Source organism: bacterium (assembly GCA_019695305.1).
In the GTDB taxonomy this organism is placed as follows: Bacteria; UBA10199; UBA10199; order UBA10199; family JAIBAG01; genus JAIBAG01.
This window is the reverse complement of sequence record JAIBAG010000001.1, coordinates 121,210-145,630: the sequence shown is the minus strand read 5'-3', so window position 1 is coordinate 145,630 and position 24,421 is coordinate 121,210. Positions and strand designations below refer to the sequence as shown.

Below are 24,421 nucleotides of genomic sequence, written 5' to 3'. Positions count from 1 at the left end.
ACCTTCAAATGTTGCGTCCTAACGGAATCAAAAACTCTACCAGTTTGATAAACACGTAATATTATTGTCAAAATATTGACTAACTATATGAAAAATAATGATAAATTGCCCATTTGGTCAACTTCAAAATAACATCGGATAAAAATTTAGCCAATAATTACAAGTCCTTATATAACAATACAAAAATTCACTATTTTCAGCATCTTAGCCAAAAAGGCACGGCCTTTGCTCTCTATAATAGATATGGGATATGGGCAAAAAAGGGGGGTATCACGGAATAAATGGCTGAATCTTTTTGCCCTTTTAGCTTTCTCATTCTCTCTCACTGCCTTTTCACAAACAGCATTGGCCACACAAGGACTCACACACGGTTGTTATTCGGCTTATGAATGCGAAAAATATTTTAATACCGATTGCGATCCGGGCAATGGTTTGTATTCGTGGAGCGATGGAATAAATTTTGGCGGCATGAATGCCACGCAAATGACTTGTATTGCCGATTACGGCTTGGCCAATTCGCTTCCCCCTTCCAATTCAACAGAAAATACCGACCCCGATGGTGATGATGGCCATTCGGACTACTGCGTTAACATGGCCGTACTTGGCAACTCGTACGTAGATACAACTTGCGTGGATGGCGGAGGAGCTGGTTGTCATTCGCTTGAAAGTTGTAAAAATATTTTTAACCAAGCCTGTAACCCGGGTGGGGGCACATATTCGTGGCAAGATGGAATTGATTTTGCCAGTTATACCGAAGAAAAATTACAATGTATGGCCAACTTAGCCTTAACCACCTACAGCGCCGATTTAACAGCCAACGGAAACGATGGAAACGGATTAAATTATAATTGTTTTAACAACACGCTCATTACCGATATTGGCAGCGCCTGCGACCCTGCAGCAGAAGGCCCCGGCGATGGCTGTAACAACGCCACCAGTTGCGGCAATTATTTTGATAGCCCCGATTGTAGCGATGATTATCCCACGGGTAGTGTGGGCTATAGTTTTGGCTATGTGGAAATTGCCACAGGCAGCACCGAAATGGCAACCTGCGTTGCCGATTTTGCTTTGGCTACAGGCGGTAGCAATTTATATGACGATGGTGATGGCAATTATTGTATGACCAACGATGCCTTTATGAACGCCAATTGCGATGGCGGCGGTGGAGGCGGGGGCGGGGGGGGCGATTTAGAAATAATAGACTTTTTTGTAGATTATAGTGGGACTCATTTTGGCAATATTGCTGATGTTGATACTTATGCAGAGCGTCTTTCGTTTTTTCCTGGCAACAGTAGTTTTACTAAGATCCGTGCCGGAACTACAGCAGGAAACGAGGGATATGATTTAGATGCTACTACGTTAAGCGGACATATTTTACTCAATCTTCTCTCTGATGACGGAGCAACAGTAATCGACACCATCAGCGGCCTCACGCTCTCGCGTGATACCGATGGTGGTGATAACCGTAGCGGTCAATTTAACATTACTGGGCCCACCACCTTAAGCGCTGGTAAATACATGGTACAAATCGTTAGCGGTTTGCTATCCGATCCTGCCGGTTATACTGTTACTACAGATGGTGCCAGCACCAAAGCTTACTTTGAAGTAACAAGCCATGTAACAATTAGTAAAAAAACAGCAACAACCACAGAAGCCGGTGGCACCGACACATTTACCGTGGTTTTAGATCAACAACCCGCTGCTGATGTGGTTATTGATCTTTCAAGTGATGACACCGGAGAAGGAACTGTATCGCCAGCTAGCCTTACTTTTACTAATGGTGATTGGGATACCCCTCAAACTGTTACCGTTACCGGTGTGGATGATGGAGCAAGTGATGGCAATATAAAATATCACATTCTTACAGACGTTATAACATCTGCCGATGGCAATTTTGGTGGAAGTGATCCAGCCGATGTAGTGATGAGTAATACCGATGATGATGCCCCCAGCAACACCGCACCCGATGCACCATCATCACTTGGCGCTGCCAGTTATGTAGATGGGTCTACCGTTACCGATACAACACCCACGCTTACGTTTACCGACCAAGATGACGACAACGATTCTCTCACGTATCAAATTCAAATTGATGATACCTCCGATTTCAGCTCGCCTGTTGTGGATTACACATCGGCCGCCGCTGCCGAAGGTTCCAAATCATTTACCGTAGGCCAAGCCGAAGGCGGTGGAACATATGCCGTAGGCGCACAAAACCAAACTCTTGTTGGTAAATCGTATTACTGGCGCGTGCGCTCTAATGACGGCACCGATACTTCTTCGTGGAGTACAGCTAACAGTGGATCGGTTGCGTTTGTGATGAATGTTAATCCCAGTGTGACGATTGATAAAAACAATGCCACTATCACCGAAGATCAAGATGGAACCACTACCAGCACCATCACCGCCACGCTCTCAGCTGCTAACGGTGTCGATGTAACCGTTAACTTTGGATTTAGCGGCACAGCAACCGGGGGCAACGCTGATTATACCCTTCCGGACGGCAGCTCTTGTATTGTTTCGGCGGGGGATACCACCTGTACCATCCGTGTTGTTTCTGTTCATGAAGGTTCGGATGAAAATAGCGAAACTGTTATTGCCGATGTCACTTCTGTTAACAACGGAACCGAGAGTGGCACACAACAGGTTACTATTAACATTACCGATTTTGATGATCCTCCTACTATTTTTAATTTACAGCTCACGGGCGGAGCGGGTAACGGCTATTATAATGAAGAAGCGGATGGAGAGTTTGGTAACCATGTAACCATTTCTGCCGTGCTCACGGCCGCATCGGGCAAGGGAGTGACTCTTCATTTAAACTACCCCGAAACTTTTGACGGCATGGTTCCCGAACTCATGGCTGTACGTGATGAAGATTATACGGCCGATAACGGTGTGGATGATTCGGGTGATTGTATCTTTTTGCCAAATGAAGCTACCTGTAGTGTTACACTAACAGCCATTCACGATACAATTTATGAAGGTTATGAAGGTTGGGCTGTTGTAGTAGGCACGGCTGTCAATGCAGATAGCGACTATGAAAATACACCCTTTGCGGCCTTTATTATCGATGACGATGCCGAACCTTCTGTTGAATTTACTACAACGTCATCCAGTGGTAGTGAATCTAGTACACCGGCCCAGTTGCAATTAACTCTCTCAAAAGTTGTTCAGCACGATACAGTGGTACCTTATAGTATACTTGGCGGCAGTACAGCCTCTGCCGGCCTTGATTTTACAGCACCTAGTGGCACCGTTACTATTCCAGGTGGGCAAACTACAGCTAATATCAACATTACCATTGCCGATGATGATGAAGTGGAAGCCAACGAAACCATTGTGGTTCAGCTTGGCGACCCCGATTTAGCAGCACTGGATGAAAATGACACGCATACTTACACTATTACCGATAACGAAGCCTATGTAACAATCGATCAAAGTGCCGCAGGTGGATTGATGACAGAAGCCCATGTGGCCGATGACAACCCTATTTCGGATGTTATTACCGCTACCCTATCTAAGAGTATTAATCGTGATACAACCGTACATTTTTCTTTTAGCGGTACAGCCACAGGAATTAATGGAAATTACCCCGATTACACACTGCCTGATGGTGATTTTTGCGTCGTAGGATCGGGAGATACAACTTGCCATATCACCATAACTCGTGCCGAAGATACAATGGATGAAGATGCCGAAACTACTATTGTAGATGTGGCCAGTGTTGAAAATGGAATTGAGGATGAAAGCGGCGGACCACAACGAGTAACAGCCACCATTGTTGCTGACGAAACAGATTTACCTCCTACAATTACATTACGCGAAACCGAAGTGTTGGTGAACGAATCTGATCTTTCCAAGAACATTATGATAGATTTAAGTGGTCGTTCCGGAAAAACTATTACCGCCAATATCCAAATTTTGGATTATACTTATGGTGATCTGGCGGCAGAAGGTTATCTGTACGATGGGATAGAAGTAGGTAGTTTTACCGGGGCAATCACCATTGACCCGGAAGAAATCAGCAAGGCCTTTACCATTTCCAATTTTCATGGACAAGATAGTGATCCTGAACCGGAAGAACACATAAGTTTTGCACTTTACAATACCACCAATGCTACGCTTGCAGAAACAGATTACGCCTCCTTAGTTTTTGTGGATGATGATACTCCTCCTGGATACACCGTCAGTGCCATTTCAGGCCCCACTTCCGAAGCGGGTGGTACAGCTACCTTTACCGTCAAGCTTAACAGTAGGCCAACAGCCAATGTGGTGATTCCAGTATCGAGTAGCAACACAGATGAAGGTACAGTTTCACCGGCGACACTCACTTTTACACCCGGCAACTGGAGTACCAATCAAACAGTAACCGTAACCGGTGTTGATGATGATATTGTGGATGTTGATCATCAATACGATATTGTATTGGCCCAACCTACCGATAGTGATGACGACGATTATGCCGCTCTTAATCCTGCCGATGTAGAAGATGTAGTAAATACAGATAATGATACTTATCCTACAGTGAGTATTGCACAAAATTACCCCACCATTACCGAAGAATTGGCCGGGGATATTACCGATACCATCACCGCCACACTCTCCGGAACTTATGGCGAAAATGTCACTGTCCATTTTGCTTTTAGCGGAACGGCCACTTTTACCAGCGATTATACGCGCCCCGATGGTACTTCTTGTATTGTCGCAATAGGCGATACTACTTGTACCATCCGCATTACACGCGCCCAAGATACTACGGATGAAGATGATGAAACTGTTATTGTGGATGTCGATAGCGTTGATAATGGAGTTGAGGATGAAAGCGGAGGCCCTCAACAGGTAACCGCTACTATTACCGATGATGATGCCGCGCCTACGGTGCAATTCCACGAAGCCCGATCGAGTGTACTGGAATCGGCGGCTTCCAAAACCATTACTTTCGATTTGAGTGCGGCTTCAGGCAAAACAGTTTCGCTGACTTACTTTATGGCCGTCACGTCAGCCGCGCAAGCTTACGATTTCTTGCCCGGTGATTCTATGGAAGCCTATGGCGGTACTCTTGAATTTGCGCCGGGAGAAACCAGCAAAGGTTTTACTATTAATTTCCCTGCAGATAATGCCGATCCGGAACCGGAAAGAGAGCAGATTTTCACTATCACCGCTACAAACAATACGTCAGTCAGTGGAATTGATAGTTATACTTTATATTATATCGATAACGATAATACGCCCGGCTATACGGTTGGCGGCATTTCGGGCAATACAACAGAAGCAGGCGGCACGGCCATCTTTAACGTGCATCTTAATACCCAACCCACAGCCAATGTGGTGATTCCTGTTTCCAGCAGCAATACCGATGAAGGTACAGTTTCACCGGCTTCACTCACGTTCACTTCGGCTAACTGGATGAATCAGCAAACGGTGACCGTAACCGGTGTGGATGATGAAGATGCTGACGGTAACCAGAATTACAGTGTTATTTTAGGAACGCCTTCTAATAGTAATGATGATGATTATAAAATTTTAGATCCAGATGATGTTGCTGTTGTGAACGAAGATGATGAAACTGTACCCAACACCGCGCCCACTGCTCATGCCGGAGATGATCAAAATGTAAATGATTCGGCCGGCACCGTTAATTTGGATGGCAGCACGTCGAGTGACCCGGAAAACGATACGTTAAGTTATGCCTGGACCGAAACCGCCGATGCAGGAAATAATTGTACGCTCTCGGCTGATAATGTGGCCTCGCCGAATGTGACGATTTTAAACATAAAAACAAATTACAATTGTACGTACGAACTGGTGGTAAATGATGGCACTGTTGATTCATCGGCCGATGCCATCACTATTGACGTCACCGGCGATGACGATGCCCCAACGGCCAATGCCAATATTGATCAAACTGTAAATGATTCGGCCGGCACAGTAAATTTGGATGGAAGCACTTCGAGCGATCCCGAAAACGATACACTTAGCTACGCCTGGACCGAAACCGCTGATGCGGGAAATAATTGTACGCTCTCGGCTGATAATGTGGCCTCACCCAATGTGACTATTTTGAATAAAACAGGCAGTTATACTTGTACCTACGAATTAGTGGTGAATGATGGCAATAGTGATTCGTCTGCCGACTCCATGCAAATTAGTGTGACGGGTGATAATGATGCGCCGACGGCGAATGCGGGCGTGGATCAAAACGTAAACGAAACAGCGGGCACCGTTAATCTGGATGGATCATCTTCGAGTGACCCTGAAGGCCAGTCGATAACTTACTTGTGGACCGAAACGGCTGACGCAGCCGGTGGCTGTTCATTAGCGGGAGGCACAACTGCTACTCCCACGGTGACCATTTCCGAAAAAACATCGAGTTATTCGTGTACATATCAATTAGTGGTAAACGACGGCACAAACAATTCGGCCGGCGATTCCATGACAATTAGTGTTACTGGGGATAATGATGCACCTACTGCGAATGCCGGTGATGATCAAAATGTGAATGAATCGGCAGGCACCGTTAATTTGGATGGTTCCAATTCTATCGACCCCGAAGCACAATCGGTTACATTTTTATGGACCGAAACGGCCGACGCGGCCGGTGCTTGCTCGCTTGCCGGCGGCACAACCGCTACACCCACGGTAACCATTGCCAATAAAGCCACAAATTATTCGTGTACGTATCAATTGGTGGTGAACGACGGCACAAACAATTCAGCCGGCGATTCGATGACAATCAATGTGACAGCCGATGATGATGCCCCTATAGCCCATGCGGGTAACGATCAAACACCTAATGAAAACGCAGTTTCGGTCAATTTAAATGGTTCTACGTCAAGCGACCCCGAAGGCCAATCACTCACTTACTTGTGGACAGAAGAAACAGATGCTTCGGATTCATGCGCTATTAGTGGTGAAACAACAGCTACACCCACGGTAACCTTTACCGAAAGAAGCTCAAATTATTCTTGCGTGTATTCATTGGTGGTGAACGACGGTACAAGCGATTCAGCATCCGATAGCATGACAATTAGCATTACTGCCGATAATGATCCTCCCACGGCCGATGCTGGACCGGATCAAAATGTAAATGAATCGGCGGGCACCGTTAATTTAGATGGTTCCAATTCTATCGACCCCGAAGCAGAATCGGTTACTTTTGCTTGGACTGAAACCGCCGATGCAGCCAATGCATGTACGCTTGTTGGTGGCACAACGGCCACACCCACAGTAACAATTGCCAACAAGGCCACCGATTATTCTTGTACATATGAACTGGTGGTTGATGATGGAACCACCGAATCGGCGGCCGATGAAATGGTCATTAACGTAACAGCCGATAACGATGCCCCTACAGCCCATGCCGGTATTGATCAAACCGTGAATGATTCTGTAGGAACGGTTAGTTTAAATGGATCTACTTCGAGTGACCCCGAAGCTCACGCACTTACCTATGCATGGACTGAAACTGCGGACGCGGGAAATAATTGTACTCTCTCGTCAGGAGTTGTGGCCTCCCCCACAGTAACTATTTTGAACAAAACCTCGGGATACACCTGCACCTACGAATTAGTAGTGAACGACGGCACCAATGATTCGGCCGCCGACAGCATGACCATTACGGTGAGCGGCGATAATGATGCCCCAACCGCCAATGCAGGTGTGGATCAAAACGTAAACGAAACTGACGGCACGGTTAATTTGGATGGTTCCGCCTCGAGTGATCCCGAAAGTCAATCGTTGACATATGCTTGGACAGAAACGGCTGACGCAGCAGACGCCTGCTCAATAGCGGGTAACACTACCGCAACACCTACAGTGACCATTGCCGATAAAGCGTCCAATTATTCCTGTACGTATCGTTTAATTGTGAATGACGGCACCAATAATTCGGCCGGCGATACAATGGTAATTAACGTTACTGCCAATAGCGATGCACCTACGGCCCATGCCGGCAATGATCAAAACGTAAACGAAAGCGATGGTACTGTTAACTTGGACGGCTCTTCATCGAGCGACCCTGAAGGCAGTGGCCTTACCTATCAATGGACCGAGACCAGTGACGACGACAGTGGTTGTTCTATAACAGGAGGAACAAGCGCTACGCCTACGGTAACACTGGCCAATAAAGCCGCTTCTTACTCGTGTACCTATGAACTCGTGGTGAACGACGGTACTAACGATTCGGCCGCAGATGAAATGGTTATTAACGTGACAGCCGATGACGATGCGCCCACAGCCCATGCCAATATTGATCAAACGGTAAACGATTCTGTTGGTACTGTTAATTTAAATGGTTCTACCTCAACTGATCCCGAAAATCAGTCGCTCACCTACGCGTGGACCGAAACAGATGATGCCGGTAATAATTGTACGCTCTCGGCAGACAATGTGGCCTCGCCCAGTGTGACTATTTTGAATAAAACCACGAGCTACACTTGTACTTATGAGCTTGTGGTGAATGACGGCACTAGTGATTCATCCGCAGATGCAATGACAATCAACGTAACCGGTGATAACGATGCCCCCACAGCTAATGCAGGTGTCGATCAAAACGTGGCAGAAGAAGATGGCACCGTTAATCTAGATGGTTCTGCATCGAGTGATCCTGAGGGACAATCGCTTACTTATTTGTGGACTGAAACAGCCGATGCAAGCGATGCCTGTACGTTAGCGGGCGGAACAACCGCCACACCTACCGTTACCATTGCGGATAAATTAAATAGTTATACCTGTACTTATCGCCTGGTGGTGAATGATGGCACCAATAATTCTGTGGCCGATACTATGGTTATTAGTGTGGCCACTAATAATGCCTTACCCACAGCTAATGCTGGTAACGACCAAACAGTAAATGACAGTGCTGGTACGGTTAATTTGGATGGCACCGCTTCGAGCGATCCGGAAGCGCAAGCCATGACTTACGCGTGGACCGAAACCGCCGATGCCGGAAATAATTGTACGCTCTCGTCGGGAAGCGTTGCTTCACCCACCGTTACTATTTTAAATAAAACATCAGGCTACACCTGTAGCTATCAACTGATTGTGAATGATGGAAATTCCGACTCTGCGGGCGATAGCATGACCATTACCGTCAATGGCGATAATGATGTTCCCACAGCCAATGCGGGTAGTGATCAAACGCCCAATGAAAGTGCTGCTTCCATTAGTCTGGATGGTTCCGCCTCCAGCGATCCTGAAAACCATAGCCTTACCTATAACTGGGTAGAAACTTCTGATAATGATGATGCATGTAGTCTCCAAAGCACCAATGTGGCGAGCCCCACACTCAACTTGTTTAATAAAACCGGTTCTTACTCGTGTACTTTCTCTCTTACCGTCAACGATGGGGCACAAGATTCTGCAAGTGACAGTGTCACCATCAGCGTTACCGCCGATAATGACGCGCCCACGGCGAATGCAGGCATTGATCAAACCGTGAACGATTCGGCAGGCACGGTAAATTTAAATGGAACTTCTTCTTCCGATCCCGAAAGTGAATCGCTCACCTACGCGTGGACCGAAACAGATGATACCGGAAGTAATTGTACGCTCTCATCCGGAAGCGTCGCTTCTCCCACGGTGACAATCTTAAATAAAAAAGTTAGTTACACCTGTACCTATCAACTCATTGTAAACGATGGCACGCAAGATTCTGTGGCTGATAGCATGACCATTACCGTAACAGGGGATGACGATGCTCCTACTGCCAATGCCGGCATTGATCAAACGGTGAATGATTCCGATGGCACGGTTTCATTAACAGGAAGCGCTTCGTCGGATCCTGAAAATGATTCTTTGACATATGCCTGGACCGAAACCGCCGATACCGGCAATAACTGTACGCTCTCGGGCGGCACCACGGCTACACCCAGTGTGGCCATTCTGAATAAAACCGTCAGTTACACCTGTACTTATCAATTAATTGTGAACGATGGGAATAGCGATTCCACGGGCGATAGCATGACAATTAGTGTGACCGGGGATGATGACGCGCCCACGGCCAATGCAGGTGTAGATCAAAATGTGAATGATGAAGCCGGTTCTGTATCGTTAAGCGGCACAAGCTCGTCCGATCCGGAAGGCCAGAGTTTAACATATGCGTGGACCGAAACTGCGGATGCAGGCAATAACTGTAGCTTAACGGATGACACCACAGCAACGCCCAGCGTCTCTCTCAATAACGGTAATACCAATTATACCTGTACGTTTGAACTTGTGGTAAATGATGGAACAAATGACTCTGTTGCCGACAGCATGACTATCACGGTAACAGCCGTTGCCGGTTTTACTCTAACTCAATCGGGCGGTACCACAACAGTAACTGAAGGCGGCGCTACCGATACCTATACAATTGTACTCAATGCCCTGCCTACTCAGGATGTGGTAATCACAGTAAGCGGTACCGCACAAGCCAGTGTGAATCTTTCAACATTAACATTCACCAATGCCAACTGGAATACACCACAAACCATCACGGTTACGGCTGTCGACGATGATAGTGATGAAACCAGCCCCGATACAACCAGCATCACACATAGTGTTACCAGTGATGATGACAATTACGATGGTTTGTCGCTTGCTTCGGTGTCGGTGAGCGTTACCGACAATGATTCCGCCGGTGTGTCGATTGATGAAAGCGCTGGATCAACAGATATAACCGAAGGAGGCGCTACCGATTCTTATACCGTTGTGCTTACCAGCCAGCCATCAGCCACTGTGACCGTTGCGCTTTCATCCAGTGCTCAATATACACGCAGTAGTGCTTCATTAAGCTTTACAACCGTTAACTGGGCTACACCTCAAACGGTAACTATTACCGCTGTTGATGATTCGGTAATGGAAGGAGCCCATGCCCCTGTTATTAGCCATACGGTAAGTAGTAGCGACACCAACTATAATAATTATGCAGCCGGTTCTGTAACGGTGAATATTACCGATAACGATACGGCCGGTGTGAGTGTAACAGCAAGCCTCGGTACAACGGAACTAACGGAAGACGGTACTACCGACACTTACACTGTTGTTCTCACCACAGAGCCCACGGCGGATGTGGTGATTACGATTGTTTCCACGGCCGAAGCAACAGCCAACGTATCGTCACTCACGTTCACAAGTGCTAACTGGAACACACCGCAAACGGTAACATTAACAGCTGTAAACGATGATACTATTGACGTGGCCAATACAACAATTACACACACAGCAGCTTCGGGTGATTCTAATTATAACGGTATTTCGGTGGGATCAATTGTAGCTTCTATTACGGATAACGATACAGCTAACATCACTTTAAGTGAGAGCACTTTAAGTATTGAAGAAGGGTCCAACGACAATTACACCGTTGTTTTAACCGCAGAACCTACGGCCGATGTTGTAGTAGCAATTGCGGATGATTCCGAAGAAGTCACTCTCAGTACAAGCACTCTTACCTTTACAAGCGCCAACTGGGATACCCCACAAACAGTAACAGCTACTGTGGCAAATAATGATAGTGTGGATGGAGAAAGAACCGCTACTATCACACACACGGTTACCAGTGATGATTCTCACTATGATGGTATCAGTGTTAACGATGTGGCAATTACTGCTAGTGATGATGATGAAGAACAACCAGAAGAACTTGATGCGTTAATTGTAGGCAATAAAGTTGCCGCAGCGAGCACAACGCTTACATACGCCGCTCACGAAACCAGTTATTCTTCCTATGCCTGGACCGTTTCGGGCAACGCCTCCATTTCTGGATCGGCAACGGGTAGCAGCGTTCATCTTACGTTTGGTTCCGGTAACGGCGAGGCCACATTAACACTCACCGTATCGGATAATGAACAAACAGCCAGTGAATCTGTTGTTATTTACGTCCACCAAGCTCAGGTTGCCACGAACGACACCAGAATGTCGCGCATGGAAGGAACTTTAGCGAGCAACGTAACAGGGTCAGGCCAATATATTACAGAAAATATCGCCAGCGTTGATGGCCATGGCGATGTCTTTACACTCGATTTTGACACCTTCTCCTTCTTTGCTCTTTCCGATGAACCCGTTATTTATGTTTATAATGCCGATAAAACAGTTTTGTTTATTGGCGATCCTTCGGCCAATAACGACACCGGGATAGTCTATCGTATCCCTGTCAATGAAGTAAGCGGCAACGTTGAAGCCTGGAATTTACCCGATGCGGTAGCTACGTTAGCAGGGCAGGCCGAAAACAATAAATTTGGCTATAAAATTGTTCCTTTCGATAGTAAAGTTGCCATTCATGCACCGGGCCTTCAAATTATTTCTATCTACTCGGATGATTTTGATAACTTTTTATCGTTAGTCAACGAAGCCGATGATGTTCCGTTGGATGAAAATATTTTTATTAACGCCGAAGATATCAGTAACGATAACGAAGCCGAGTTATTTGTAGGCCGTCGCTATGCCGGTAGTGATGTTGATCAAATGGAATCTAATTTGGGAATTTCAATTACCCGAAAAGTAACACGCACTGTTGATTCTATACTTTCGGGTAACGTGCATATTGTTGGCGGAACACATTCTTGGAGTTCGGATATTGACCTGGACGAATCGGATGCCTCACTCAGCTCGGACAATCCCGTCTATTCATCGGATATTGGTGATTTTAACGGAGATGGTTATAATGATATTGCTTTAACCAGCATGGATGCTTGCTCTACCTACGTGTTTTTTGGAGAAGATTCACTCACAAACCAAAATACCGATGATGCCGACGTTACCATATTGGGTAATTATTGTGATGGTTTGTTTGGTTACAATACACGTATGGGTGAAGTAAACGGCGATGGTTATGAAGATGTTGTCATCAGCGTCCCCACGGGTGGCGAAAACGGCGGCGGTGTTATTTATGTTGTTTTTGGGTACGACAATTCAAGCGATACCCTGGTAGATTTAAGTGATACCGAATCGGGCAAGAGCCTCATGATTTACAGCAACTCCGCAAACAGTTATTTGGGTGCCCAGGCATTAACACTAGCCGATACCGATAATGATGGGATTTTTGAAATTATCATGAGTGAACAAACGGCCTTTGGTACGTCGACGGTAGTATACAGCGTTACACGCAATACGGCAGGTACAACCAGTGGGGGGGGCGGGGATCATGCCGGTATAACATTCCACGCCGCAGGCGGTGGTTGTGCTTTATCACTGCAAGACCATAATCCTCAGAATTTTCATTTTATTTTTCTTATTATGCTTATTGCGCTTACGGCCCCGCGTTTTGTGAAAAGAAAATAACAGTTTTAAAAAACAACCTATATTTTAGGTTGTTTTTAATACCTTCTTTTGGGGCAAAAGCTTTCTCACTAAATTTATTAATAATTATAAATACTTGGCCTTTATGAAGTTTGGGTCATCTCTATCAACCTTTCTAGCAACTTTGCCCTCCATGGGACCGATAATAATTATGGGCATGGGAAGATTCTATCGAATCCCCATAAAACTATGTTCATTGTATCTATTCATGAAGGAGATTGCGTATGGGATCTACAGTCACATCAACACCTGACACCCTTGGTTCACAAATTTCTGCTGACGTTGCAAAAAAAATTGAGGGGGAAGATTATTTGGTAAAAGCCTTACAAACTCAAGAAGTAGAAATCCGGTTAGACACACTAGAGCCCGAAACAGTTCAGCTTTCCGTCACAGAAGTTATGGGCTACCTTGAAGATACAAGCTCTGTATTAACAAAATCACAAAAAGTAGATCTGCTTTTCGAATTTAATTATCAACGCGGTAGGGGCATTAATTTAATGAGTGATACGTCGCTCGATTTTTTAATTACACAATCAGATGAAATGAAAGCCTTGTGGCCAAAACTTACCGAGGGAGAAAAGCAGGTTATTCGCTCGCAGTTAAATGGTGCCGATACTTTGCCAAATGCTACTTATAAGTATGATCCCGCAACAAAACAAATGACTGTAGATAAATTAGGTCATGAAAAAATATATACGCTCAGCATGCCCGAATGGGTTGGCATTGCGCCTATTGGCGGCGGGCGAGCCGTTATTATTTACGATAAACGTGACTTAAATATAGAACAAAGTAAACCGACCGATATTTTGCTAATGTACGATAATATCGTTCAGGAGTATTTTGATGCTAATAATCCAAGAAGTATGGATCCTGTCAGCTACAGCGCTAGAACAACGGATGATTTAACTAGTGCTAATTTAACTACCAGCGGGTATCAATCACCCCAAGCTCTTATAGATGGTTTTGTGGAAAACACTCACTTGAAAGAAATTAATTACACACCTTCTTATTTTGATTTAGGAAATGGGAAAACATACGTTGGCTGTGGCCCTACCTCAGATGGATATTACTATATGAATAGCAGCGATAGCAAATACCAATATCGCCTATGGTTTAATCCAAAAACTCAAGATATCAAATTAAACAATTTTGGTGGTTGGGGATCGGCCGATATTGCGCTTCAAGTTGTGCCAGACAGTTTTAATGCCGGTCAGTTTAGGGTGCATTATCAATCGTCAACCGGGGGAGATCTCTATTTTGATGTTACTTTTACTGATGGCAGCAAAGACCCCAATAGGGCATTTGACATCAAAGAAGAAACTCCAAAATAACTTAGTTTTTTTGTGGCAACAGTTTTCTTAAAAGGTCCATACCCGAAACTTCTTTGTGCATCATGTATTGCTGAATAACCGACATGACGGTGTTTACAAAAATGTAAATCACCAAGCCCGACGGTAAAAAGAGCATAAATCCGCAAAACATCAGTGGCATGATCATCATTATTTTTTGTTGGGCTGGGTCAACGCTGGCTGCCGATGGAGTTAGTTTTTGCTGCAGCATCATAAAAATACCCAAAAGAACTGGCGAAATCATGTAAGGATCGGGAGCGGCTAAATCCTTGTAAAAACCAAAGAAAGGGGCATGATAAAGTTCAATGGCATTCCACAACACGCGGTAGAGCGCAAAATAAATAGGCATTTGCATAATAAGAGGCAAACAACCACTCATGGGATTTACATTGTTTGTCTTAAAAATCTGCATCATTTCTACGTTTAACTTTTCACGATCGTTTTTATATTTTTCTCTAATTTCGGCCATTTTGGGCTGCAACTTTTGCATGGCTTTCATCGATTCCATCGATTTTTTATTGACGGGATGGAGCAGCATTTTTACTAAAAAGGTGAGAGCAATAATGGCCAAACCCCAGTTTCCCAAAAAGTGCTGTAATTGAATTAAAAGATAAAGCAGCGGGATGGCAATAAATCCAAACATACCGTAATCCACACTTTTTTCCAAACCCACACCATTAGCTTTTAAAGTGTCACGCTTTTTGGGCCCAAAATAGCCGGAAAACTTTTGTGTTAAACTTTTTTGCGGTTCAAGCGTGTAGGATCCATAAGAAAGCGACGTATAAACATATTTATTGTCCATTTTTCCATAAGCAATACTCGTTTTATCCGAGGTTTCTCGCGAGATAAGGCTGCTTAAAAAATAGCGATCCGTTAGTCCTGTCCAGGTGATCATTCCCGGTTGTTCGGTTTTATCTTTCAACTTTTTCCAATTCATCCCATCTTTTTTAAGAGCATTATCCATCAAATATTGTACCGTATACAAATCGGCCGGTTTTTTTAAAAAACTAAAAAAGCCGGTGCTTTTTTCCTCTTCTTTTTGCGCATGTACAATATAACTACGGGGGCTTAAAATTTGAGAAGAAGTTGCGATATTGGTAACTATTACATCCAAATCTACCCAATTAGGGTCGGCTTTGGAGCCAAAGGTGAACGTTTTTTCAACTGCAATGACCGAGTTTTGTGCCAATAATGTAATTTTTTCACTATTATTTTCTTTTTTATGACTTGTTAGCTTATAAACAAGCGCTTCATCGGCAACACCCCAGGTTTGAGAAAAAGCATTACCACCAAATCCTTCATTAAATAAATCAGTATGAGGCGAATCCGGCGAAGTGGTTGTATGGTAATTGTTTAAAATAACACGATCAATCGTCCCTGTTGAAATGTTAACCCGAATATCGGTTTCTTTACCCTGATAAATGATAAAACTGCCTTCCGATCCTCCTTGAGGGATTAACGAAGAAGTGACAGTAGCCGGCTGCGGAGCCGATGACACTTGTGAAGTGGGAGTGGGAGTGCTTGGAGTTGCAACAGGAACTTTTTCGGTAGAAACAGCCAGGGGTTCTTTGGGATTAACCGTTGGCTTTGCAGGAGGATTAATAAAGGTGTAGTAAACAAAAATGGCGGCCATTGATAAAACAAGGGCCAACATGGGTTGTGGTTTATTCATAAATTTTATTCTACAGGATCAAAACCGCTGCCACCCCAAGGATTGCAACGGATGATGCGTTTTAAACTTTTCCAAAAAGCATGCCACCAAGAATAGCGTGCAAAACATTCTAAAGCATAATGCGAGCATGTTGGCGTATAACGACATGCACTTGGGAGATAAGGAGAGATTCCTCTTTGATAAAAAGTAATCAAACCCCGGCTGATCGTGTTGCGACTCCCATCCATTGAACACCAAACTTCTTCCAATCACTTTTTTTATACGACGCAAGTGGTAAGGATGAAAAAAAGTAATAATCAAAAAAACCCAGCAAGTCTTTGTTTTTTCTAAAAAATTCTCTAATATGGCGTCTCGCTCTTACCCGTACCACGGCATTGCCTGCTTTTTTGGTAATGGCAACAGCCATACGAGGATGTTTGAGATTATTTTTTAAGCGATACGCACGAAACGGGAAAAAATTAAACGACACTCCCTTTTTTTGGATAATTCTAATTTCATCCGCCGAAGAAATCCGGTTTGATTTACGGAAATTTTCGCTCACTGATTAATCGGTAAAATAAAAAGGGGAATTTTTTTGTATCGCTGTGAACAGTTCAAGTGACACATTATCAAAGTTTCCCCTATCGTTTACTATTTTTTGTAAACATCGGGCGCAAGTCTCTTGCGACCTTTTTTACGACGACGAGAAAGTACGCTTCTTCCACCGGGTGTTTCCATACGGGCTTTAAAACCATGTGTCCGCTTACGCTTGATTTTTCTGGGTTGCCAGGTTCTCTTCATTTTTTAACTCCCAAAATTATTTAGTTTTCGCACAGATAAAAAGTTTCGCGAATTTAGATGAATATATATTTTTGTCAACGCAAAAAGTTTTCAAAAAAAAATTCAGAATTCTTAACCACTTATCCACAGGAAAAAAATTTTTATAATTTAATCTTGCAAAAGTTTCGATCCACCCATAAAAACAATTTCACTTTTTGAACACTGCGTGTCTTTTAAGTGAGAGATGAGTTGAGGGAATGTTTCAGGGGCACTTAAAATTTAAGAAAACCCTAAAAAATTTTTTCAACTCTGTTTCACTTCAAATGCGATCCAACTTTTCAAGTTGGGTGGTATTAAGCGACACCAATCAAAAAGTCCAGCCTTAAAGATCGTTTTAAAACCGCCGATGAGGGAGGTTTTTAAACAAAAGGGCTATTATTGGCTTATACACAGGTGGGGATAAAACTGTGAATGGGGGAAGTGTGTCTAAAAGCGCTAATGATTTCAACAATTTAGAAGAGGGCGGCATTATCGTGACAACAACGGGCGGGGATAACTCTGGGGAAGTTTTATCGAAGGTTTTGGATGCTTTAAAAACCAAGGTAAGCGAATTTAACTATAATAACTGGTTTGGACTGTGTGGTTGGAGTGTAGATACAGCCCAAAATCAGGTTAAAATTGAGGCTCCCAACAAGTTTGTACGGGACTGGATTTTAGAAAATTACCACGAAATCATTAAGTTTTTATTCTTTAAAACCACAGGCCAGGAGTTTGAAGTTTATTTTCATGTAGGCACTCAAGCCGCTGCTACTCCTGAAACTGTAGTTTCTACCAGTGATACCATAAAAAAACCTGCTCTTTCGGTAGTTACTGAAGAAAGCGAACCGGTACTTCCTACAGGTTTTAGTCCCAAATATACTTTTGATCAGTTTGTAGTAGGCTCGTCAAACCAATTTGTAAATGCAGCTTCGCTGGCCGTGGCTCAAAATCCGGGAAAAAACTATAACCCACTCTTTATATATGGTGGTGTGGGTTTGGGTAAAACTCATTTGCTTAACGCTATTGGTCTTGAAATTTATAAAAAGAACCCTTCGTATAAAATTGTGTATGTTACCGGCGAACAATTTACCAACGAAGTGATTAATTCCATCCGTTACGATAAAACCTACGAATTACGCAAAAAATATAGGGCTTGTGATGTACTCTTAATTGACGACATCCAATTTATTGCGGGTAAAGAGCGCACCATGGAAGAATTTTTCCATACATTTAATGCTCTTTACGAAATGCGCAAACAAATTATCCTTACTTCCGATACTTTACCCAAAGATATCCCGCATTTGGAAGAACGTTTGCGTTCTCGCTTTGGCTGGGGACTTTTGGCCGATATCCAAGCTCCCGATTTTGAAACACGTTGTGCTATTTTGCGTAAAAAAGCTCAACTTGATGGTATTCATTTTCCGGATGATGTTTGCAATTTTATTGCCTCGCACATTAAAAGCAACGTTCGTGATTTAGAAGGTAGCCTTATTCGCCTTACCGCATTTGCTTCCCTTTCTAAGCAACCTTTAACAGTAAGCTTGGCAAACGAAGTTTTGCGTAACATGCTCCACGGCTTTACCCCTACCTTAACGGTAGAATCCATTCAGCAATCGGTAGCCGAGTATTTTCAATTAAAAGTGGCCGATCTTAAATCGCCCCGTCGTCACAAAAACCTGGCGGTACCACGTCAAATTGCCATGTATCTGTGCAAAAAACATGTAAAAGCTTCTTTTCCTGAAATTGGCCAAAAATTTGGAGGCAAAGACCACACCACCGTGATCCATGCTTGCCAAAAAATCAAAAAGGAAGTGGATAACAACGTGGGACTTCGCGATAATGTGACAACTCTAGAAAAAATGCTGGCTCAAACACATTAATCTCTCACTAAAATTAGACACTTTTCTATTTTTCAGCACAATTTTTCTATTCCAGTATCCACAAATGATAAAGGGACAAGTTTGTATTGAAAATTTTTATTTATCTGTAGCCAAACCAGGAGCCCCCACCCCACCACCCAAAAGCCTTTCTCCACAGAACATGTGGGGGCGATATCTAATAGACGGATTTCAGATAAATAAAAATTTTCAATACAAACTTGTCCTCCACCCATAGCTAAGCAAAAATTCTCCAAGCAAAACGTCTTTTCTCTTGATCTCAAAGAAGCGAGCAGCTAATCATAATAAACGTGCTCAAGTAAAACTTGAACATAAAAATTTTCTTATCAACAAGTACGTGTTGATAATAGAGGGATAAAAAACTTTTTGATGTGGATAACAAAATCTTATTCACAGTATGCACTCACTCAAAAAGGATAACTTAAAATTTTCACGGACAACATAAAAAGAAACCCACAGCGAAATTTTAAAAAAAGGGTTATTTTAGAGCAAGTTTTAAACTTATACCTCTTATCCACAGTCTCTAAGATGACTACTGTTTTAATATATTAAATTAATAAAGAATAAGAGGGGAAACACCTCTTGAAGTTTTACTTGAGGTGAAAGATAGTTTTTAGGAAAATAAAAATGAAACGGTTCAAGTAATACTTTCACACACCTTCATTTTAAACTAATGAAGAGTATAAGGAGAAAAAAATGGAATTTAAAATTACGAGAGAACAATTTTTAGAAACGTTAGCAAAAGCCATGGGAGTGGTAGAGAAAAAGAATACCATGCCCGTACTCTCAAATGTTTTACTTGAAGCCGATAAACACGGTCTTAAAGTGTCGGCAACCGACCTAGAAGTAACTTTTATCACTCAGGTGCCTGCCACGGTATCCACTCCGGGTAAAATCACTGTATCGTGTCGTAGCTTGCATGACATAGTCCGTGAAATTCGTGACACCGAAATTAAACTTACATTAAAAGATAACGATCGTATTGAGGTTAAGGCGGGAAGTTCCTTATTTAAAATTCCTGGGCTTAATGCTTCTGAATTTCCTCAAACCCCTAAAGTAGAAGCCGATTCTTTAGAAATTCCCTGTGAGTTGTTCTTACGTATGATAGAAAAAACAGCTTTTTCTATGTCAACCGACGATACACGCCATAACTTGGCCGGTATTTTGCTTCAAAAAGTAGGGGATGGATTAAGAATGGTATCAACCGATGGTCATCGCTTATCGGTTGTAAATGGTGATGTGGTTACACGGGGCCTTGGAGAAATTAAGGTGATTGTGCCGCGTAAAGGGATAAGCGAACTTAAAAGAATGGTATCTAAAGAAGGATCTTTTGAATTGGCAATTTCCCCAAAGAATATTTTTGCTCGCAAAGGAAACGAATCGCTTTTTATCCGCTTGGTAGATGGTGATTTTCCCGATTATGAACGGGTAGTGCCCAAGGGAAACACCAAACTTGCTGTTATTCCTCGTGAAAAGCTTGTGGGAGCTTTGCGTCGCGTATCTCTTTTATCAAATGAAAAATCTCGTGGGGTTGTTTTTAATTTCACACCATCACTTCTTGAAGTATCTATTACCAACCCCGATTTAGGAGAAGCTAAGGAAGAGTTTGATATTAACTATAAATCTGAAAAAATATCGGTTGGTTTTAATGCGCGGTACTTTTTGGATGTCTTGGATGTTATTAAAGATGAGTCGGTTCAGTTAAAGCTAGAAAACGAGCTAGCACCCTGTCTTATTCAATCCGAAAAAGAAGAAGGTTTTTTATCGGTGATTATGCCGATGAGAATTTGAAGAAGTGGATAGTAACGAGTGAATATACAGAAGCTCACGCTTAAAAACTTCCGCAATTACAGCCATCAAGTTGTAGAGTGTCATCCTCATTTTAACGTTATCATTGGCCCTAATGCTCAAGGTAAAACCAATTTGCTAGAAGCGGTGCATTATTTGGGCTTTCTTAATTCGTTTAGAACTTCTACGCGTCATGAATTTGTTAAAAAAAATGAGACCGATGCTTTAATTGAGGCCGATCTTATACGAGATGCTATTAACCATCATATTAAAATAACACTCACACCCCATCATCGTGATGTGAGGCTTGATGGTAAAAAACCCCAGTTGTATCGAGATTATTACGGTCTTATCCCTATATTGTTGTTTGAACCCCGCGATGTGTATTTGTTTCGTGATTCACCCTCCAAAAGACGGCGTGCTATTAATAAAGCTCTTTTTTTAGATAATCCACTGCTACTTAAAACCATTGCCGATTACGATAAAATTGTTGAGCAAAAAAATAAGGTTTTAAAAGAAGGGTGGGGGGACGATCAGCTGGATGTATGGAATGAGAAATTGGCTGCTTTGGGAGCCTCACTGATAGCGGGGCGGCTAGAATGGATAGCAAAAATGAATAGCTGTGTGGATATTGAAAACACCAATTTGGGCGGCGTGGGTAAAATGCAGCTCCGTTATAACAGCATGGAGGGGCTTTTGCCCCATATGGAAGAAAAAGAAATTTATACCTTGCTTGTCAATCAACTGGCCCAGCGTAAAAATGAGGAAAAACGGCGACGAGAATCGGTTGTGGGCCCACACCGGGATGACTGGCTGGTGATGTTAGATGACAGAGATGTTGGTGTTTATGGCTCTCAGGGTGAAAACAGGACCTCACTTATAGCCTTAAAAGCAGCACAAGTGACCCTTTATGAACAAAAATGGGGCTTTCCTCCCCTTTTTCTGTTGGATGATGTTGCTAGTGAGCTTGATCCCGAGCGTCAAAAACGTCTTTTTGAACGTCTTTCCAAATCTGCCGGCCAGGTGTTTTTAACCACCACCAAACCCAAGAATTTAGAAGGCTTTTTTGATCATGAAGGAACATCTTTTTTGGTTGAAGAAGGACACATTTCTGTGCTAGCAAAGTAAGATTACGAACGGCATTTTTCCCTCGTAAAACCGGCCTTTGCCGGTATGACAATTATCATCTCAGATAACGAAAATATGACGCAAACAGCTCAAGATTATAACGCATCTTCCATTAAAATTTTAGAGGGCCTTGATGCCGTGCGCAAACGGCCCGCCATGTATATTGGTTCTACCAGCGGGCGTGGTTTGCATCATTTAGTTTATGAGGTGGTGGATAACAGTATTGATGAGGCGTTGGCCGGCTTTTGTAATGAGGTGAGCGTTACTATTCATATTGATGGGGCCATTACGGTAGAAGATAACGGTCGTGGTATTCCGGTAGATATTCATGAAACCGAAGGAGTATCGGCCGCTGAGGTGGTGCTTACAAAGCTGCATGCTGGTGGTAAATTTGAAAACTCGGCTTACAAAGTATCGGGTGGGCTGCATGGTGTGGGCGTATCCTGTGTGAATGCACTTTCCGAAAAACTAGAGCTCGAAATCAAGCGCGGTGGTAAAGTGTATCAGCAATCGTACCGTCGTGGGGTGCCTCAGGCCCCTCTTAAAGAGGTAGGAGTAACAGAAAACCGTGGCACTAAAGTTTGGTTTTTGCCCGATAAAGAAATTTTTGAAACTACCGAATTTAGTTTTGATATTCTTTCGCAGCGTTTGCGCGAACTCTCGTTTTTAAATCGTGGAGTAAAAATTGTAGTAAAAGACGACCGTACCGAAAAAGAACATGTGTTTGAATATAAGGGCGGGTTGATGAGCTTTGTGGAGTTTTTAAACCAGCGCAAACAACCCGTGCACGAAAAAATTATCTCGTTTATTGCCGAAAAAGACAAAGTAGTGGTGGAAGTGGCACTTCAGTGGAACGATGCTTATAATGAAACCGTCTTTTCATTTGCCAACAACATCAATACGGCTGAGGGCGGTACGCACCTTTCCGGATTTCGATCGGCGTTAACTCGTTGTATCAATGCCTATGCCGATCAACATAATCTTTTAAAAGGACTCGAGGAAAAGCCAAGCGGTGAGGATATACGCGAAGGCTTAACGGCTGTTGTGAGCGTTAAATTACCTAATCCCCAATTTGAAGGCCAAACCAAAGGTAAATTGGGTAATTCCGAAGTTGAAGGTTTGGTCAAGCAAATCATGAACGATAAGTTTTCGGCTTATCTGGATGCAAATCCTGGCGATGCCAAGCGTATTGTATTTAAAGTAATTGATGCCGCCCGTGCTCGTGAAGCGGCTCGTAAGGCTCGTAATTTGGTGCGTCGTAAAGGAGCTCTCGATTCTAACGCACTTCCTGGTAAACTGGCCGATTGTCAGGAAAAAGATCCGGCACTTTCCGAATTATACATAGTGGAAGGGGATTCGGCCGGTGGATCTGCCAAACAAGGCCGTGACCGTAAAAATCAGGCTATCTTGCCTTTAAAAGGTAAAATTCTAAACGTAGAAAAAGCGCGTTTTGACAAAATGCTTTCCTCCGAAGAAATTCGTGTTCTTATTACGGCTTTGGGTGCAGGTATTGGTGAGGAAGATTATAATATTGAAAAACTGCGTTATCATAACATCATCATCATGACCGATGCCGATGTGGACGGGGCTCATATCCGTACGCTTCTCCTTACTTTCTTTTATCGTCAAATGCCGCAGATTATCGAGCGTGGCTATTTATATATTGCGCAACCTCCTCTTTATAAAATCAAAAAAGGGAAAACCGAACAGTATTTAAAAGACGATAAACAGTATCAAGCTTTTCTTATTGCCCAGGGTACCGATAACATGGTGGTGAGTGGAAAAAATAAAAATGTAACGGGCGAAGGTCTTAAAGATTTAATCCGCAAGCTGGTAGTGCATGGCCAAATTATGACGCGCGCCGAAAAATTTGGTGACCCACGCGTGATAGAAGCCCTTGTACGTGGTAGTGAAATTCGCAAGGAAACTTTTTCTACCCCTAGCGAACTAAAAAGCCAACAAGCGGTGATGGACAATTATCTGAAAACCATGTTTACCGATATGGGTTCGTTTGATATTGAAGAACAAGACGATCCCGAGCATTCGGCCAAAAGACTTATTTATAAAACAACCTATCATGGTGTGATGAAACGCACCGTTTTAGATACATCCTTTTTGGTAACAGCCGAAATTCACGAAGTAAAAAAACTGGAAAAAGAATTCCGCGAAATTTTGGGTGATGGCCCATACACCATTCAAAATGGTGATAAAAAAGAAATAGCCAAGCGTTTGGAAGATGTTCGCACAGCTGTATTTGAAGAAGGTAAAAAAGGAATGAACATCCAGCGTTACAAAGGATTGGGCGAAATGAACCCGTCTCAATTATGGGAAACTACCATGGATCCTACCGTGCGTACGCTTCTGCAGGTAAAAGTTGAAGATGCTGTAGAATGTGATCAAATCTTTACGGTGCTTATGGGTGATCAGGTAGAACCCCGCCGCGATTTTATCGAAAAGAACGCTCTTAATGTGCGGAATTTGGATATCTAATTTTGGTTATCCCGCTTTCC

10 protein-coding genes are annotated in these 24,421 nt (G+C 43.3%); 6 read left to right on the top strand and 4 right to left on the bottom strand.

Annotated features, from left to right (window positions below; genetic code table 11):
- Window positions 1-345: 345 nt before the first annotated feature.
- Together K1X76_00630 and K1X76_00625 are read left to right on the top strand one after the other, a co-directional pair.
- Window positions 346-13,260 (top strand): hypothetical protein, encoded by a 12,915-nt coding sequence (locus K1X76_00630; GenBank protein MBX7147562.1) that lies wholly within the window; start codon window positions 346-348, stop codon window positions 13,258-13,260.
- 242 nt (window positions 13,261-13,502) lie between these two features.
- Complete coding sequence (locus tag K1X76_00625; protein ID MBX7147561.1) at window positions 13,503-14,609, top strand: hypothetical protein; 1,107 nt, start codon at window positions 13,503-13,505, stop codon at window positions 14,607-14,609.
- A 1-nt stretch (window position 14,610) separates the two neighbouring features.
- On the opposite strand, the gene yidC is transcribed toward K1X76_00625, so the two are convergent.
- The 4 genes from yidC to rpmH form a co-directional block, all read right to left on the bottom strand.
- Window positions 14,611-16,299 (bottom strand): membrane protein insertase YidC, encoded by a 1,689-nt coding sequence (yidC, locus tag K1X76_00620; protein ID MBX7147560.1) that lies wholly within the window; start codon window positions 16,297-16,299, stop codon window positions 14,611-14,613.
- A gap of 5 nt (window positions 16,300-16,304) precedes the next feature.
- On the bottom strand, window positions 16,305-16,526 hold the full coding sequence (gene yidD / locus K1X76_00615) for a membrane protein insertion efficiency factor YidD (GenBank protein MBX7147559.1): 222 nt from the start codon (window positions 16,524-16,526) through the stop codon (window positions 16,305-16,307).
- Window positions 16,490-16,840 carry a ribonuclease P protein component gene (gene rnpA / locus K1X76_00610; GenBank protein ID MBX7147558.1) on the bottom strand — a complete coding sequence of 117 codons (351 nt, stop codon included), beginning with the start codon at window positions 16,838-16,840 and terminating at the stop codon, window positions 16,490-16,492. The genes yidD and rnpA overlap by 37 nt, the downstream gene beginning before the upstream one ends.
- Before the next feature lie 89 nt (window positions 16,841-16,929).
- Window positions 16,930-17,079 carry a 50S ribosomal protein L34 gene (gene rpmH / locus K1X76_00605; protein MBX7147557.1) on the bottom strand — a complete coding sequence of 50 codons (150 nt, stop codon included), beginning with the start codon at window positions 17,077-17,079 and terminating at the stop codon, window positions 16,930-16,932.
- 560 nt (window positions 17,080-17,639) lie between these two features.
- On the opposite strand from rpmH, the gene dnaA reads away from it, so the two are divergent.
- The 4 genes from dnaA to gyrB all read left to right on the top strand — a co-directional run bounded on the left by dnaA (window position 17,640) and on the right by gyrB (window position 24,401).
- A complete protein-coding gene (gene dnaA, locus K1X76_00600) occupies window positions 17,640-18,977 on the top strand; it encodes a chromosomal replication initiator protein DnaA (GenBank protein MBX7147556.1) in 1,338 nt (445 codons plus the stop codon).
- Between the two features lie 714 nt (window positions 18,978-19,691).
- Complete coding sequence (dnaN, locus tag K1X76_00595; protein MBX7147555.1) at window positions 19,692-20,786, top strand: DNA polymerase III subunit beta; 1,095 nt, start codon at window positions 19,692-19,694, stop codon at window positions 20,784-20,786.
- An 18-nt stretch (window positions 20,787-20,804) separates the two neighbouring features.
- Window positions 20,805-21,911 carry a DNA replication/repair protein RecF gene (locus K1X76_00590; protein MBX7147554.1) on the top strand — a complete coding sequence of 369 codons (1,107 nt, stop codon included), beginning with the start codon at window positions 20,805-20,807 and terminating at the stop codon, window positions 21,909-21,911.
- A 75-nt stretch (window positions 21,912-21,986) separates the two neighbouring features.
- Complete coding sequence (gene gyrB, locus K1X76_00585; protein ID MBX7147553.1) at window positions 21,987-24,401, top strand: DNA topoisomerase (ATP-hydrolyzing) subunit B; 2,415 nt, start codon at window positions 21,987-21,989, stop codon at window positions 24,399-24,401.
- The last annotated feature ends 20 nt before the right edge of the window (window positions 24,402-24,421 follow it).

Excerpts from the sequence above, each read along its gene's own strand:
- gyrB (MBX7147553.1), top strand. The coding sequence starts at position 21,987 with ATGACGCAAACAGCTCAAGATTATAACGCATCTTCCATTAAAATTTTA.
- rpmH (MBX7147557.1), bottom strand. The coding sequence starts at position 17,079 with ATGAAGAGAACCTGGCAACCCAGAAAAATCAAGCGTAAGCGGACACAT.
- dnaN (MBX7147555.1), top strand. The coding sequence starts at position 19,692 with ATGGAATTTAAAATTACGAGAGAACAATTTTTAGAAACGTTAGCAAAA.
- K1X76_00625 (MBX7147561.1), top strand. The coding sequence starts at position 13,503 with ATGGGATCTACAGTCACATCAACACCTGACACCCTTGGTTCACAAATT.
- yidC (MBX7147560.1), bottom strand. The coding sequence starts at position 16,299 with ATGAATAAACCACAACCCATGTTGGCCCTTGTTTTATCAATGGCCGCC.
- yidD (MBX7147559.1), bottom strand. The coding sequence starts at position 16,526 with ATGGATGGGAGTCGCAACACGATCAGCCGGGGTTTGATTACTTTTTAT.